Below are 14,782 nucleotides of genomic sequence, written 5' to 3' on the forward strand. Positions count from 1 at the left end.
GAGCGATAGACATGAAGATTATTACAATTGAACCGACACCAAGCCCTAATTCTATGAAGATTGTCGTTGATACAGAGTTACCTTTTGGCAAAAGCTATAATTTTACAAAGGATAATAAAGATGAAGCAACTGGTGAAGTAGCAGCGATTTTAGCAATCGAAGGTGTTAAAGGTGTTTATCATGTAGCAGATTTCTTCGCTGTTGAGCGTAACGCAAAGTATGCATGGGAAGGTATTTTAGCAAGCATTCGTCAAGTGTTAGGTGAAGATGTACATGAAGTAAACACAGAACAAGTAGCCAATGAATTTTATGGTGAAGTGTACGTTCATGTGCAGTTTTATAAGCAAGTACCACTTCAAGTAAAGGTATTTGATAATCAACGTGAGCACCGTGTAAGCTGTGGTGAGCGCTTTGTGGAAGCTTTCAATAAAATTATCGAGACAGTAGTTGATGAAAATTATATTTTCCAACGTAAGTGGATTGACTATGGCGTACGTTATGGAGAGCTTGAGGAAATTGCGGAAGCAGTAAAAGAGGAAATCGATGTAACATATTCTGAAGAACGTTTAGCAGAGATTGTCGCAATGATTAATGATTCTGAGAAAACTATTGAGAAGCAAACTAAGCTAAAAATTACTGTTGAACAGTTTAAGCAACCGGAATGGGAAAAACGTTTCCAACTGCTTGACAAAATGGCAGATCCAGAGCTAGATGATTTACCACTTTTAGAATTGGCGTTACAAGATGAGCAAATGTCTATCCGTCGACTGGCAACCGTTTATTTAGGAATGATTGAAGATGTGGCAGTTGTTCCATATTTGGAAAAGGCATTACAGGACAAAAGTGCAGCGGTACGTCGAACTGCAGGAGATTGTATGAGTGATCTTGGCTTCGTGGAGTTTGAAGATGCGATGCAGAAGGCATTACAGGATAAAAACAAACTTGTTCGTTGGCGTGCAGCCATGTACTTATATGAGGTCGGTACTGAGAAATCATTAGCAGCATTAAAGGCTGCTGCAGAAGATAAAGAGTTTGAAGTGAAGCTACAAGTAAAAATGGCGATTGCCCGCATCGAACAGGGTGAAGAAGCAAAAGGTTCTGTTTGGAAGCAAATGACAGAGTCTCGCCAGCAATAAATTGAAACTTTAATCAGTGACCCGTAAATGGGGATAAAGAAATAAACCAGCTCTCTGCTATGAATGTAGTTCAACAGAGACGCTGGTTTTCTTTTATTGTTGCTTTTGGTAAAAAGTAAAATTCTCTACTAATGTTCCAATAAAAATATCAACCTCTGATAAATGATAAAACAAACTTGTTGTTTCGAAATTGTATACATCTTCATTTAGTGAATAAAGATACACTTTTTTCCCTTGTACAAGTGCAAATCTTATTTCTATATGGCTTCCTTTTCCAGCTGGCAAAATGACGATAAGGAAGTCGCTTGCATGACTTCATTTCTTTAGGAAGTTCCAATTTGTCTTAAATCTTTCAAATGTAGTAGCAGCACAATGTTTTTAAAACTAGACTGTTTTCTCAAAGTTTGTTACTTCTGGTTTGGCTATCTTCTTCTTCAATAAAAGCACCCGATAGTTGAAGAAGGAAGTATTTAAAATTCAAAGTTTCGAACCACACCAAGGACAAAAATCAATGCTAATAATCGACTTCCCACCATCATGTATTATCAAACCGTAGTCATTATTCTGTTCATAAAAAATGATTATTTTATCAGGACATTCAAACGGATTCTCATGTATTTCACACTTGAAACTTGCATGAAAAGTCATATCCTCACAACAATGTTTTTTCATAATTTCATTTCCCCTTATTTAAGTAAAGCACCCGTTACTTTAATAAGGAAGTGCTTTAAAAGTAATCGGGGATATCAAGTGATATGGAGTCGATATCATTTTCTTTTGAGTAATACATACAAACACTGTCTTTATATTTTTGACTATCATTAGGTAGTACAATAAAACCTAATCCTTTGTAAAATTCTATCCCAATATCACTATAAAGGAAAAAGTTGTTACAGTTTTCTTCCTGTTCTAGTTTATTTATCGTTTCTTTGACCAATAAAGAAGCATATCCTTTTTTTCTTAAATATAAAGGAGTAGCGATTGAACCAATCCCTTTTACAATTTGGTCTTCAGAAAGATTTAGTTCATATACGATGAGGGAGCTTAATAGTTGCTTTGTATCTGTTGCTTCAAGAACGTACCACTTTCCCTTTTTATACTTATTGGAAGCCTGGCACAAAGTTATATATTCTTCATATGGCAGATTATCTCCCCAAACATCATAGCCCATCTTATAAATTTCTATCATATCCTCTTTTGTTGCTTCCCTAATTTTTTTCAAAGTACCTCTCCTTCTGTTTTATGCGGTTATACATTCTTTTCGACATTAAGGTTATCAAAACCTCTATTCTTCTGAAACTAAACTGCCCCCGTTAGCCATCCATGTAGCGCAAAAACCAGCGCTACACCACAGAAAATGAAAGATGATTAAGTTCTTTCATGGGAGTTCAATAAAGAAAAAAAGAGCTACCTATGCAACTCAATGATCTTCAAGTAAAGCACTACGTTACTTCAATAAGGGGGCTCGTCAGATTTATGCGGATTTACAACGATAAGACTTCAATTTTTATACACGATTTTATTCATCAAAGACGATGGTGCAACATTAATTCAAATGCTTCAAAACCTTTGCTATGACTGACTTTTAACAAAAGTGCATAAAACAACACATAAACAATGTTCATAAGATAAGCCACGAACGTTCATTTCACAACATTCGTGGCTTTTTAATGTGCGCCCAAACTTTCATTTGGGAACGTTATTAACGTTTATTTTGTATACTTTATAAATCTTTATTCTTTTTTGCTATAAATTTCATAAGCAAAGTATCCAAATAAGAAACCTATTCCAGCTCCTAAAGTAATTGCAGAAAGTAAAGAGATTGGGGAAAATATGCTAAGGAGTATACCAACAACACAACCACTCAACATTCCCAATGGTATTAAACTATCTAATAAATTTTGAGCGCCTTTTGATTTTTTCTTACCCAAGGAGCCTTTCTTATATTTACGTTCCATTCTTTTAATTACGAATACCGCAATTCCACCTACTATTGCAAGAGGTAGTAAAGTGCGAGCGATTTCCGAAGCTAAACCCATATTAGAATCTCCCTTCTTTTGCCTTACAATTATTTCAACTTTAGCATAATTTGTTCAGCAAAATGGCCCGATTGTTGAACAACAAGTTAAAAAACATTCTTCAACTAAACTGCACCGTTAGCCATCCATGAATCGCTAAAATCAGCACTTCACCACAGATAATGAAAGATGATTAAGTTCTTTCATGGGAGTTGAATAAGAAAAAAGAGCTACCTGAAAGCTCTACCAATCTTGTACTAAAGCACCGTTTACTTTAATAAGGATTATTCTAATATCAATGTTCCATTTTCGTTATCAAGGATTATTTCTTTTATTGAGTCAAATATAGCTGGACCCTTGTTCATTTTCGCATCCTTTATTTCTTGTAGTACATATTTTTCATTACTTGGATGGCATTTTTTCAACTTTTCATTAAGTTTAATTATTGTTTCTTCATATCCTAAATCACTTTTAGATTTATCGGAATTTCTCCAAATAATTGTATATTTTTCCTCGACTTCAATTTCACCAAAACCACCAAACAAAATATCATTAAATGCATCGAGGTTTCCGCTCCACTCATACTTTCCAGAAAGAACAACTCTCGAAAACTCCTTACAAAATTCCTTAAATCTTGAAAAATTATTTCCATCTACGACAAAAACTTTATTCATTTTAACCACCTTAAATGCATAGTATGTTTGATTTTATCATACTTCCTCGCTGTACTAACCTGCTCCGTCAGTTGAATAGCAACAATCTTTTCGAAAACAGCTTAAAACTAAAAGTTATTTATTTTTTATCACCGAAAAATGAGATGACATTTTGATAAAACCTATGTCATGCGAATAAGTTGATTGTAGTGGAGGCTGGGCGACTCCTCGGGGATCAGCGGTAGAGGAACGAAGGCTAAAACCATCACATCCTGTGATAACGCCTTCGTGACCAACATCCTGTTGCCCAAGCGGCTCATCGGACGCCCCCAGTAAGCTTTGCTCTGTGCGAAAGCGTAGCGACAGCAACAACAAAGCGCCCAGCCGGAACGGAAATCAACCCCACGTTATGATAATGGGACAGTTATTCCATTTTAGTATATTTTTCAAAAAAGAAGTGTGTTTGTTAATATAGCTCCTCCTTTTATCAAAAAATAACATAAAGTAGATAATTTTGTTGTTTTCTAGTTTTTTACTACTAAACAAAAAGTTAATAGCATTCTATATATTATTAACAAAGTGTCAAATACTTATCTAATAGGACAATGTTAAAATGATTTAACTTCTTTTAGCAGGTGTCCAAACACCTGCTAAAATAGAGGAACTCAGTCTAAGAACGCCACGTCCTGTGGCAACGACTGAGTGACCAACATCATGTTGGCCCAAAGCCTCCGGCGGATGTCATGGAATCGGAAAGGAGTTCTTAAAGGATGTTAGCCTAAAATCATCGCATCCATGCGATAACGGCTAACTGACCTGCATCCTGCAGGCCTAAGCACAAAGCCGATTCCGGACGCAATTATGCCGAGGCATAATTGATCTTTAGAATATTCTATAAAACAAGGAGGCATTTGAATGACAGTAACGAATTTAAAGATAACTGAATCTTATATGCGTGACCGAGAAGCAGTTATTATGCTTACACAAAAGCTAGTACGGATAGAAAGCGTTTACCGAGAAGATGATCCAAATGGCAATGAACAAGAAGTCGCGAATTTTGTCGCTCAATATTTACGTGATATCGGGATTGAAACACATATAGAGGAGGTAGTGCCAGGTAGGCCGAATGTCATTGGTATTATTGATTCGGGTAAGCCAGGAAAAACACTGCTCTTTGAAGGACACACAGATGTCGTTACTGAAGGAAATCGGGAATCATGGACGTACGATCCATTCGGTGCAGAAATTATTAATGGTCGAATGTATGGCCGAGGCACAAATGATACAAAAGGAAATCTTGCGTGTATGATTACAGCTTGTCAGTCGTTGTTACTGGATCAGGAAGAATTTACAGGCAAGATTATTTTATGTATTCCATGTGATGAAGAAGGACTGATGCTTGGTATTAAACATTTTATAAAAAATGGCTGGGCAGATGATGTGGACGGGGCGATTATCTGTGAGCCAGAGGAAAATAATGTTTGTATCGCACAACGTGGGGCAATACGCTTGAAAGTAGATATCTTTGGTAAAATGGCGCACGGTGCAATTTCTTGGAGTGGCATTAACCCGAACTGGCGCATGGCACGCTTTATCGTGGAGCTTGAAAAGTTGGAAAAAGAAGAGCAAACACGTTTAGGGCGTGATCCGATGCTTAATTGGCCATCTATTACACCAACGATTTTACGAGCACCCGTAAAAGGGGATGCACAAATTAATGTGATTCCTGATCATTGTATGACGACGCTTGATATTCGTACTGTACCTGCACAGGATCATGATGAGCTTCTCGGTAAAATCGAGGCAATTATTAAGCGTCTGCAAGCAGATGATCCGGATTTTAAAGTGGAGCTAACAGTGCTTGATAACCGTCCTGCAACAGCAACAGCGAAGGAGGATCCTGTTGTACAAGCCATTTATGAGGCAGTCGCTGAGGTAACGGAAAAAGAGCCGAAATATAACGGCGTCCCAGGGGCTACTGATGGAACGTTCCTTCATGTGCATGGAGTACCGATAGTTACCGTTGGAGCGGGGGATCGTGATATTCCCCATCAAATTGACGAATATGTCGATATCGAAGAATTAGCAGAAACAACAGCCATTTATCGTTTAGCAGCATTAAAGTTTTTAGCAGGTGATGTACTATGACTCTCACAAAGATCGCAGTCATTCCTGGCGATGGCATTGGAAAGGAAGTTATGGAGGAAGCACTAAAGGTACTAAATTCTCTTCAGGAACATGATTCATCTTTACAATTAGCAACAACAATTTTTCCGTGGAGTTCAGATTATTACCTCAAGCACGGTCGGATGATGCCAGACAATGCATTAGAGATATTGAATGAATATGATGCGATATTATTCGGGGCTATTGGAGATGCTCGTGTTCCAGATGACGTGACAGTATGGGAATTAATTATGCCGATACGAAAAAGCTTCCAGCAATATGTTAATTTCCGGCCGATTAAATCTCTACCTGGCATAGCTTCACCGCTTGCCAACGGAAGGGATATTGATTTTGTTATCTTCCGGGAAAATGCCGAGGGTGAATATTCCGATAGTGGTGGTCGAATTTATCATAATCAACCGCAGGAAATGACGATTCAAAACACGATTATGACACGTATCGGAATTGAAAAAATTGTCCAAGCCGCCTGTGATTATGCCTATGAAAATGGCAAAACAAAAATTACGAGTGCGACAAAATCGAATGCTATTATTCATTCAATGAAGTTCTGGGATGAGCATGCTAAGAGAATTCTTGTACAAAGCTCACCAGCATTAGAGCTAGAATCTATCTATATCGACGCTTTAGTAGCCTATTTCGTGGAGCGACCGCAAGATTTTCAGGTTGTTGTTGCCTCCAATTTATTCGGAGATATTTTATCAGATTTAGGGTCAGCCATTGTTGGTGGTCTTGGGTTGTCACCGTCAGCTAATTTAAATCCAGAAAAGGAATTCCCGTCTATGTTTGAGCCTGTGCATGGGTCAGCACCAGATATTGCAGGAAAGGGCATAGCAAATCCAATCGCACAAATTTGGTCACTTGCTTTGTTACTTGGACATATTGGGAGATCGGATTTAGAAGAGCTAATTGTTCATGCGATTGAGACGGTACTTCGAGAAGGTATCGTGAAAACCGCAGATATTGGTGGACAGGCGACAACGGCACAAATGGGTGATGCGATTTGTCAGGAAATTATCAAAATGAATTTAGCGGCAAGGGGTGTATAGCATGGCAGTAGAACAACAGGTCATCATCGTCACAGGTGCTGGCGGTGGTATGGGAAAAGCCATTATTCAGGAGCAGCTCGCAAAGGGCAATATTGCAGTAGGGCTCGATTTATCTGTAGCTTCTCTAAGCAATTTAGCGCAGGATGCCTTGCAATGCTTTGAAGTTAATGTCTTGCAAGAGGAGCGTGTGAACGAAGTATTCAAGCAGGTTTTTGACAAGTATGGACGGATTGATGGACTTGTTAATGCACTTGGTATAGCACAGGCAGCAACACCGATTGAGCAAGTAACGATGAACGAGTGGAATCGGTTAATGGATGTCAATGTTAAAAGCTTATTTATTACAACAAAGGCAGTCGTTCCTTATATGAAAGAGCGCCAAAAGGGCTCAATTGTAACAATCGCATCCATTTCTGCTGTACGTCCACGCCCAGGTTTGCAGTCTTATATTGCTTCTAAAGGGGCGGCAGAGAGCTTTACACGTGGTTTGGCTATAGAGCTAGCACCGTTCCAAATACGTGTTAACACGATTCATCCAGGGCCAGCTGATACACAGATGCTCGGTCAATTTACGGCACAAGGAGCAGACATCGAGCAAACAAAGCAAAGTGTCTTTGTTCAATCGGTCCCCCTTGGACGCTTAGTAGATCCATCAGACATTGCAGGAGCAGTAAGTTATTTACTCTCTGATGCAGCGAGTATGGTTACAGGAACGACATTACATGTAGACGGTGGTCGTGGACTTTAGGAGGGATAAGGTGAAAAAAATTCCGATGTTTATAAATGGTGAGTGGGTTCACGCTAGTATGGAGGCAGTAGTAGATGTTATGAACCCCTCTACTGGTGAAGTCATTGCCCAGATTACGAATGCGAGTAAAACTCATGTCGACGAGGCTGTACGTGCTGCACGTGTAGCGTTTGAAAGTGAAGAGTGGCGGAAAATAAAGGCCTATGAACGAGGACAGCTACTTGTTGAATTCGCCCATTATATACGCAAGCATGCAGAGGAATGGAGTTTATTAGAATGTCGTGATGTTGGAAAGCCGTTAACACAAGCGAGAGCGGATATTGAAGCGGCAGCACGCTATTTTGAGTTTTATGGTGGAGCTGCTGATAAAGTAATGGGAGATACGATTCCCATTGAAGACGGTATTTTAAATGCGGTAGTATTAGAGCCTGTCGGAATTACCGTACATATCGTGCCTTGGAATTATCCTATTCAAATTACGGCAAGAAGTGTAGCAGCTGCAATTGCTACTGGCAATGCAGTAATTGTCAAAAGTGCTGAGGATACGCCATTAACTACACATGCCATAACGGAATGGTTTGCGGATAAATTGCCAAGAGGTATTTTTCAGCATATTACAGGTTTAGGTCGTGATGTTGGGCCGTATTTAACATCTCATCCTGATATCAATCATATTACGTTCACAGGCTCTGTTCCAACAGGCATTGCGGTGATGAAATCAGCTGCTGAAAATGTTGTACCTGTAACGTTAGAGCTTGGTGGAAAATCTCCGAATATTGTTTTTGCGGATGCCAACATGGAGCAATCGCTTGATGGAGTTGTACGCGCCATTATTCAGAATGCCGGACAAACATGCTCGGCAGGGGCCAGACTCCTAATTGAAGAGAGTGCCAAAGAAAAATTTATGACACGATTAGTGCAAAAATTCCAAGCATTGAAAGTTGGTCCGGGTGAGGCAGACGTTGATATGGGTCCACTTCTAAATGAACGACAATATACGAAGATTTCAACACTGCTGCAAAAGGCGAAGGAAGATGGTTATGTGGTCACTGGTGGTGAAACACTGACGATTGAAGGCTATGAAAAAGGCTATTATGTTGAACCAACAATACTTGCAGGGGTAGAAGCTAATGATGCACTAGCACAAGAGGAAATTTTCGGACCGGTGTTGACTGTATTGACATTTACGACGGTTGAGGAAGCAATTGCCTTAGCGAATAGTACAAACTACGGTTTAGTTGCAGGTGTATGGTCAAAGGATATAGATACTGCTCATTATGTCGCAAGTCGAGTGCAAGCAGGACAAGTGTTTATTAATAACTATGGAGCAGCAGGCGGAATTCAAATGCCGTTTGGTGGCTATAAAAAGAGCGGCATTGGTCGAGAAAAAGGTTTTGTCGCGTTGAGAAATTATACGCAAATGAAAAATATCGCAATTCGCTATGCACTACCAAATCAAATATGAGATGGAGGTATGCATATGGAACAGCCAAAAGAAAAACAAGTGCTCCTAGAGGTAAGTCATTTAAAAATAAAATTCCATTTAAAAAATGGTCAGCAGGCGAAAGTTGTTGATGATGTGAGCTTTGCGATTCGTAAGGGAGAGACGGTTGCGCTTGTAGGTGAGTCTGGAAGCGGTAAAAGTATTACATCGTTATCAATTATGCGATTATTGCCCATACCTCCAGGAGAAATTTCAGCTGGTACGATTAAATTGAATGGTAAAAATCTCTTAGACTATAAAAATAAAGAGATGAGCACTATAAGAGGCAATGAAATTAGTATGATTTTTCAAGAGCCAATGACATCATTAGATCCAGTTTTTACAATCGGTAATCAAATGATGGAAGGAATTCGTAGACACCAAAGGATTTCAAAAAAAGAAGCGTGGGAGAAATCACTACAGCTTTTAAAAGAAGTTGGTATTGCCAATGCAGAAAAGGTGATTATTGAATATCCGCACCAATTATCAGGTGGTATGCGCCAGCGTGTCATGATTGCGATTGCAATGTCCAATAATCCTCAGCTGCTGATTGCGGATGAGCCGACAACGGCACTTGATGTAACCGTACAGGCACAAATTTTAAATCTTATGATGAAGATGAAGGAAGAACATCATTCGGCTATATTATTTATTACGCATGATATGAGCGTTGTAGCAGAAACGGCAGATCGCGTTATGGTCATGTATGCTGGACAAATCGTAGAAGAAGCACCCGTGCGAGAGCTTTTTATGAATCCAAAGCATCCGTATACAACTGCTCTTTTAAAAACAATGCCTAATCTAGACGCAGATGTTAAAAGATTGCCGTCAATCCCAGGCACTGTTCCACCAGCTTATGCGTTACCAGAGGGCTGTCGCTTTGCACCACGCTGTCCATTTGCGATGGAACAATGCCATGAGGTGCAGCCAGAGGTAATCCATATTCAAGACGAGCATAAAGTGCGCTGTCATTTATTTACGGAGAAGGGGGCGCTTGATCATGACGAAGAAAGAAGTTTTGCTTGAAATTAATCATTTAAAAGCCTACTTTCCTGTGAAACGTAAGTCAATGAAGGAAGAGAAAAAGGTCATTAAAGCAGTCGATGATATTTCTCTTGAAATTTTCCGTGGCGAGACGCTTGGGATCGTAGGAGAATCCGGCTCCGGAAAATCTACGTTTGGGCGAACTATTTTAAAACTCATAGAACCGACCGAGGGAGAAATTTTCTATAAAGGACAGCCCATTCAGCAGTTAAAGGGAAGTAAGCTGCAAACCTATCGTAATCAAATGCAAATGATTTTTCAGGATCCTTTTGCATCACTCAATCCTCGTATGCGAATAGGTGCCATAATCGAAGAGCCGATGAAGCTGCAACTAACATTAACGAAAGAGCAACGCAAAGAACGTGTAAAGGAGCTTTTACAAAAGGTTGGTCTACCAGAAGATGCTATGCAAAAGTTCCCGCATGAATTTTCCGGCGGCCAAAGACAACGAATCGGGATTGCGCGGGCTCTTGCTATTCATCCAGAGTTCATTATTGCGGATGAGCCTGTGTCTGCACTAGATGTTTCGGTGCAGTCACAGGTCTTGAACTTAATGATGGATTTACAGGATGAATTTCATTTGACCTATTTATTTATTTCACATGATTTAAGTGTTGTGAAACATATTAGCGATCGAGTGGCTGTGTTGTATTTAGGGAGGGTAGTGGAAATTGGTGCGAAGAAAGAATTATATGCGAATCCCCTGCATCCATATACGCAGGCACTGCTATCAGCCATTCCAGTTATCGATTTTGATAAACCGAAACAAGAAATATCGTTACAGGGAGAATTGCCAAGCCCTATGAATCCTCCTGTAGGCTGTGTGTTTCATACACGTTGTCCATATGTGATGGAAAGATGCCATCAGGAACGACCTGTACTTCAGGAAGAAAATAAACATCAACGGGTAGCATGCTTTTTATATGATAAATAAACTGAAAATTTAGTCTTCTGTGAGGTGTGTATTATGTTTGGAAATATTACAGATGTGCCAGGAGTTAAGGTTGGGCATGCAGAAAATAGTGAAGGCATTACTGGATGTACAGCGATTTTAGTGGAAGATGGTGCAGTTTGCGGTGTCGATGTAAGAGGCTCAGCACCAGGCACTCGAGAGACTGATGCACTTGATCCTATTAATGAAATTGATCATGTACATGGGATTTGCTTGTCCGGAGGAAGTGCATTCGGATTGGATGCTGCGACAGGAGTAATGCAATTTTTAGAGGAACAGGGTATTGGTGTGGATGCAGGTGTTGCTACCATTCCAATTGTTCCTAGTGCTGTACTGTTCGATCTATTTATCGGTGATCCAAAGACAAGACCTACTGCTCCAATGGGCTATGAAGCGGCTAGGAGTGCGGTTGTTGGTCCATTTGCAAATGGTAATACAGGAGCTGGTTATGGAGCGACTGTAGGGAAATTGGCAGGTCCTCAATTTTGTATGAAAGGGGGGCTAGGTAGTGCCTCTATAGCTGGCAAAGAGGGTGTTGTAGTTGGCGCCATAGTTGCTGTCAACGCTGTTGGGGATGTAAAAGATCCTAATACAAGAGAAACGCTAGCAGGTGCAAGGGATCTAAAAACAGGGGAATGGATTGATTGCTGTACTTATTTAGAGGAGTATGTGCAATCGGAAGGATTGTCGGGTACGAATACGACAATCGGTGTCATTGCAGTGAATGCCAGGCTGACAAAAGCAGAGGCGAAAAAAATAGCCCAGCTTACACAAAATGCTCTCGCACGGACGATTTATCCTGTTCACACAATGCTGGATGGAGATACGATTTTCGTGCTAGGTACAGGAGATAAAACATATCCAGTTGACTATTTGGGCCATTTGGCTACAAGAGCTATGGAGGAAGCAATCATTGCTGGCATTAAAGCTGCTGATAAATTAGCTGAAATAGAAAGCTTTAAAAGCATTCAAATAATGAACACATAGGGGATAGGGGGAAATGACATGAGGCTGAAGAACAATTGGTTGATGCTGTTGTTGATATTGATAGTAGGTTTACTAATAAGTGCCTGTTCAAGTGATGACGGAAAAGATGCAAGTTCTGGTGGAAAGTCAGTAGCAGATTTACCTCAAGAAATCGTAGTACGTGTGAATGATGATCCAGATTTTTTAGATCCACATAAAGCAACAGCATCTATATCGTACCAAATGATTCTCAATATTTTTGAAGGACTGATGGCACCAGAAACTGATGGTACTTTAAAAGAAGGGCTAGCCGAAAGCTATGACATATCTGAGGATGGTTTAACATATACATTCAAAATTCGTCCAGGTGTGAAATTTCATAATGGTGAGGATTTAACTGTTGAGGATATTCAGTATTCATTTGATCGTTTAATGGGGAAAAGCGGTGGCGAAAAGATGTCAAACAGCTTTGATAATGTTGCGTCAACGGAAGCACCAGATGCCAATACATTTGTGATCAAGCTAAAGGAGCCGAATTCCAACTTCTTATATTCATTAACTGCTCGACAATCAGCCATCTTACCAAAAAGCAATGATGGAAAGCATAATGAAAACCCAATAGGTACTGGACCATTTGCTTATGTAAAATACTCTCCAGGTACTAATTTAGAATTGAAGAAAAATGAACACTACTGGAAGGAAGGGTTACCATACTTGAATAAAGTGACGTTTACCTTCCAATCGGATGATCAAGCGGCGATTATGAGTTTAATGGCCAATGAAGTCGATTTAACGAGTGTACCTTGGCAGCGCGTAAGTGAAGTAGAAAATAACTATAGCTTATCTCATCAAAACAATAACTCATCATTAATCGTGACATTTAATGAAACGAAAGCACCTTTTGATAATGTAAAGGTACGTCAAGCAATGAACTACGCTATTAGTAAGTCCGATATTATTGACTCAGTGTTTGCAGGCTATGCGGTACCACTTGGTTCAAATATGAGTCCAGCGATGGGGGACTATCAAAAGAAAGGCTTAGAAAATATGTATAAGCGTGATGTGGAAAAAGCCAAAGCATTATTAGCAGAAGCGGGCTATCCTAATGGCTTTAAAACAAAAATTACAGTGTCTTCGCATAATGATATGTATTCAAATATCGCGCAAATCGTAGCGGCTAATTTAAAGGAAATCGGTATTGATGTGGAAATTGAGGTTGTAGAATGGGGCATTTGGCTAGATCGAGTTTACTTTGGTCGCGACTATCAAATGACAACGATCGATTTAACAGGTCGTGCATCTGCCTATGAAATTTTAAATGATTACATTTCAACAAATGATGGTGAAAACTTCTTCAAATTTAAAAATGATGAATACGACAAAATTATGGCAGACGTTTTAAAGGAAAAAGATCAGGCAAAACAAATTGATTATTACCATCGTGCACAGGAAATTTTAGCTGAGCAAGCAGCAGCGGTTTACATCGCAGATTATCAGATTGTTTGGGGTTCCAATAAAAAAGTTACTGGATTAAAGAGCTACCCGTTCTGGTTCCATGATATGTCTGAGGTTAAATTTTCTGACTAGAAAGGGATGAGCGCTAGATGATGTATATATTACGTCGATTCATCCTGTTAATAATAACCATCCTTCTAGTGTCGATAATTACATTCGGTGTTTTTCAAATTTTACCTGGTGATCCGGTTCGGACAATGTTAGGCACTGAAGCGGATCCCACACAAATTGAAAATTTGCGATCAGAGCTTGGCTTGAATCGCCCCCTTTATGAGCAATATACAGATTGGATGAAGGGATTATTGACAGGGGAATTAGGAAATTCCATTCGTTTTTCAATGCCAGTAAAAGAATTACTGTTTGACAGACTACCTGTAACGATGTCATTGGCTGGGCTCACCCTATTAATCGTGTTACTCATTTCCTTACCCTTGGGGATGTTTGCGGCGAGAAGACAAAATAAGCTCAGTGATGTGTCGTTGTCGACAGTGACGCAAGTTGGCATGGCCATTCCTTCTTTCTGGCTTGGCATGATACTCATTTTATATATTGGCATGCAGTTCAGCTTCTTTAAAATAAGTGGGTATATTCCGTGGACGCAAAGTGTAGCAGGAGCGTTAAGTACGCTCGTTCTACCAGCGTTAACAATTGCGATTCCACAAATTGCGGTCAATTTCCGCTATGTTCGTACGGCTATTTTAGAGCAAGTTCAGCTCGATTATGTTCGTACGGTTCGCAGTAAAGGGATGTCTGAGCAAAATGTTATGTATAAGCATGTCTTAAAAAATTCGATGATTCCAATATTAACGGTATTTGGATTAATCATGGCTGAAGTTGTTGCTGGAACGATTATTGTGGAGCAAGTATTTTCACTCCCAGGTGTTGGTCAACTCCTCATCACGGCTATTAGTAATCGTGATTTTCCATTAGTACAGGGAATCGTAATGTATATTACTGTTGCAGTGGTCATGATCAATTTTATGGTCGATATTTTATATTCTGTGTTAGATCCTAGAATCCGATTACGATGAGCG

General features: G+C 39.6%; 14 protein-coding genes. 10 read left to right on the forward strand and 4 right to left on the reverse strand.

Annotated elements, in window-relative coordinates:
• Nucleotides 1-11 precede the first annotated feature (11 nt).
• Nucleotides 12-1,136 carry a conserved virulence factor C family protein gene (locus ABH968_RS08450; protein ID WP_370043585.1) on the forward strand — a complete coding sequence of 375 codons (1,125 nt, stop codon included), beginning with the start codon at nt 12-14 and terminating at the stop codon, nt 1,134-1,136.
• Nucleotides 1,137-1,613: 477 nt separating this feature from the next.
• Here the strand turns inward: ABH968_RS08450 and ABH968_RS27835 are convergent, their stop codons facing one another.
• The 4 genes from ABH968_RS27835 to ABH968_RS08465 form a co-directional block, all read right to left on the reverse strand.
• Nucleotides 1,614-1,808, reverse strand: coding sequence for a DUF6980 family protein (locus tag ABH968_RS27835; RefSeq protein ID WP_483308121.1), 195 nt, complete (start codon nt 1,806-1,808; stop codon nt 1,614-1,616).
• A gap of 55 nt (nt 1,809-1,863) precedes the next feature.
• The gene (locus tag ABH968_RS08455) at nt 1,864-2,358 is read right to left on the reverse strand and encodes a GNAT family N-acetyltransferase (protein ID WP_370043587.1); all 495 of its coding nucleotides are present in this window, start codon (nt 2,356-2,358) and stop codon (nt 1,864-1,866) included.
• A 511-nt stretch (nt 2,359-2,869) separates the two neighbouring features.
• Nucleotides 2,870-3,175, reverse strand: coding sequence for a hypothetical protein (locus tag ABH968_RS08460; RefSeq protein ID WP_370043588.1), 306 nt, complete (start codon nt 3,173-3,175; stop codon nt 2,870-2,872).
• A 263-nt stretch (nt 3,176-3,438) separates the two neighbouring features.
• Complete coding sequence (locus tag ABH968_RS08465) at nt 3,439-3,828, reverse strand: barstar family protein (RefSeq protein ID WP_370043589.1); 390 nt, start codon at nt 3,826-3,828, stop codon at nt 3,439-3,441.
• A gap of 894 nt (nt 3,829-4,722) precedes the next feature.
• Between ABH968_RS08465 and ABH968_RS08470 the strand changes: the two genes are divergently transcribed.
• The 9 genes from ABH968_RS08470 to ABH968_RS08510 are packed head-to-tail and all read left to right on the forward strand — an operon-like array spanning nt 4,723 to nt 14,779.
• Nucleotides 4,723-5,955 (forward strand): M20 family metallopeptidase, encoded by a 1,233-nt coding sequence (locus ABH968_RS08470; RefSeq protein ID WP_370043590.1) that lies wholly within the window; start codon nt 4,723-4,725, stop codon nt 5,953-5,955.
• Nucleotides 5,952-7,040, forward strand: coding sequence for a tartrate dehydrogenase (locus ABH968_RS08475; protein ID WP_370043591.1), 1,089 nt, complete (start codon nt 5,952-5,954; stop codon nt 7,038-7,040). The genes ABH968_RS08470 and ABH968_RS08475 overlap by 4 nt, the downstream gene beginning before the upstream one ends.
• A 1-nt stretch (nt 7,041) precedes the next feature.
• Nucleotides 7,042-7,788 carry an SDR family NAD(P)-dependent oxidoreductase gene (locus ABH968_RS08480; protein WP_370043592.1) on the forward strand — a complete coding sequence of 249 codons (747 nt, stop codon included), beginning with the start codon at nt 7,042-7,044 and terminating at the stop codon, nt 7,786-7,788.
• 10 nt (nt 7,789-7,798) lie between these two features.
• Entirely contained in the window at nt 7,799-9,253 is a 1,455-nt protein-coding gene (locus ABH968_RS08485; RefSeq protein WP_370043593.1) for an aldehyde dehydrogenase family protein, read from the forward strand.
• A 15-nt stretch (nt 9,254-9,268) separates the two neighbouring features.
• Nucleotides 9,269-10,297, forward strand: a complete 1,029-nt coding sequence (locus ABH968_RS08490) for an ABC transporter ATP-binding protein (RefSeq protein ID WP_370043594.1) — start codon at nt 9,269-9,271, stop codon at nt 10,295-10,297.
• Nucleotides 10,272-11,249: an ABC transporter ATP-binding protein gene (locus ABH968_RS08495; protein ID WP_370043595.1), complete on the forward strand. Its 978-nt coding sequence runs from the start codon at nt 10,272-10,274 to the stop codon at nt 11,247-11,249. The genes ABH968_RS08490 and ABH968_RS08495 overlap by 26 nt, the downstream gene beginning before the upstream one ends.
• A 33-nt stretch (nt 11,250-11,282) precedes the next feature.
• Nucleotides 11,283-12,254, forward strand: a complete 972-nt coding sequence (locus tag ABH968_RS08500) for a P1 family peptidase (protein ID WP_370043596.1) — start codon at nt 11,283-11,285, stop codon at nt 12,252-12,254.
• 18 nt (nt 12,255-12,272) lie between these two features.
• A complete protein-coding gene (locus ABH968_RS08505) occupies nt 12,273-13,820 on the forward strand; it encodes an ABC transporter substrate-binding protein (RefSeq protein ID WP_370043597.1) in 1,548 nt (515 codons plus the stop codon).
• A gap of 17 nt (nt 13,821-13,837) precedes the next feature.
• Nucleotides 13,838-14,779, forward strand: coding sequence for an ABC transporter permease (locus tag ABH968_RS08510; RefSeq protein ID WP_370043598.1), 942 nt, complete (start codon nt 13,838-13,840; stop codon nt 14,777-14,779).
• The last annotated feature ends 3 nt before the right edge of the window (nt 14,780-14,782 follow it).

This window comes from Lysinibacillus sp. RC79, from assembly GCF_041262405.1.
Taxonomy (GTDB): domain Bacteria; phylum Bacillota; class Bacilli; order Bacillales_A; family Planococcaceae; genus Lysinibacillus.

Coding starts and splice junctions, on each gene's coding strand:
- ABH968_RS08450 (WP_370043585.1), top strand. CDS start 12: ATGAAGATTATTACAATTGAACCGACACCAAGCCCTAATTCTATGAAG.
- ABH968_RS27835 (WP_483308121.1), bottom strand. CDS start 1,808: ATGAAAAAACATTGTTGTGAGGATATGACTTTTCATGCAAGTTTCAAG.
- ABH968_RS08460 (WP_370043588.1), bottom strand. CDS start 3,175: ATGGGTTTAGCTTCGGAAATCGCTCGCACTTTACTACCTCTTGCAATA.
- ABH968_RS08465 (WP_370043589.1), bottom strand. CDS start 3,828: ATGAATAAAGTTTTTGTCGTAGATGGAAATAATTTTTCAAGATTTAAG.
- ABH968_RS08470 (WP_370043590.1), top strand. CDS start 4,723: ATGACAGTAACGAATTTAAAGATAACTGAATCTTATATGCGTGACCGA.
- ABH968_RS08475 (WP_370043591.1), top strand. CDS start 5,952: ATGACTCTCACAAAGATCGCAGTCATTCCTGGCGATGGCATTGGAAAG.
- ABH968_RS08480 (WP_370043592.1), top strand. CDS start 7,042: ATGGCAGTAGAACAACAGGTCATCATCGTCACAGGTGCTGGCGGTGGT.
- ABH968_RS08490 (WP_370043594.1), top strand. CDS start 9,269: ATGGAACAGCCAAAAGAAAAACAAGTGCTCCTAGAGGTAAGTCATTTA.
- ABH968_RS08495 (WP_370043595.1), top strand. CDS start 10,272: ATGACGAAGAAAGAAGTTTTGCTTGAAATTAATCATTTAAAAGCCTAC.
- ABH968_RS08500 (WP_370043596.1), top strand. CDS start 11,283: ATGTTTGGAAATATTACAGATGTGCCAGGAGTTAAGGTTGGGCATGCA.
- ABH968_RS08505 (WP_370043597.1), top strand. CDS start 12,273: ATGAGGCTGAAGAACAATTGGTTGATGCTGTTGTTGATATTGATAGTA.
- ABH968_RS08510 (WP_370043598.1), top strand. CDS start 13,838: ATGATGTATATATTACGTCGATTCATCCTGTTAATAATAACCATCCTT.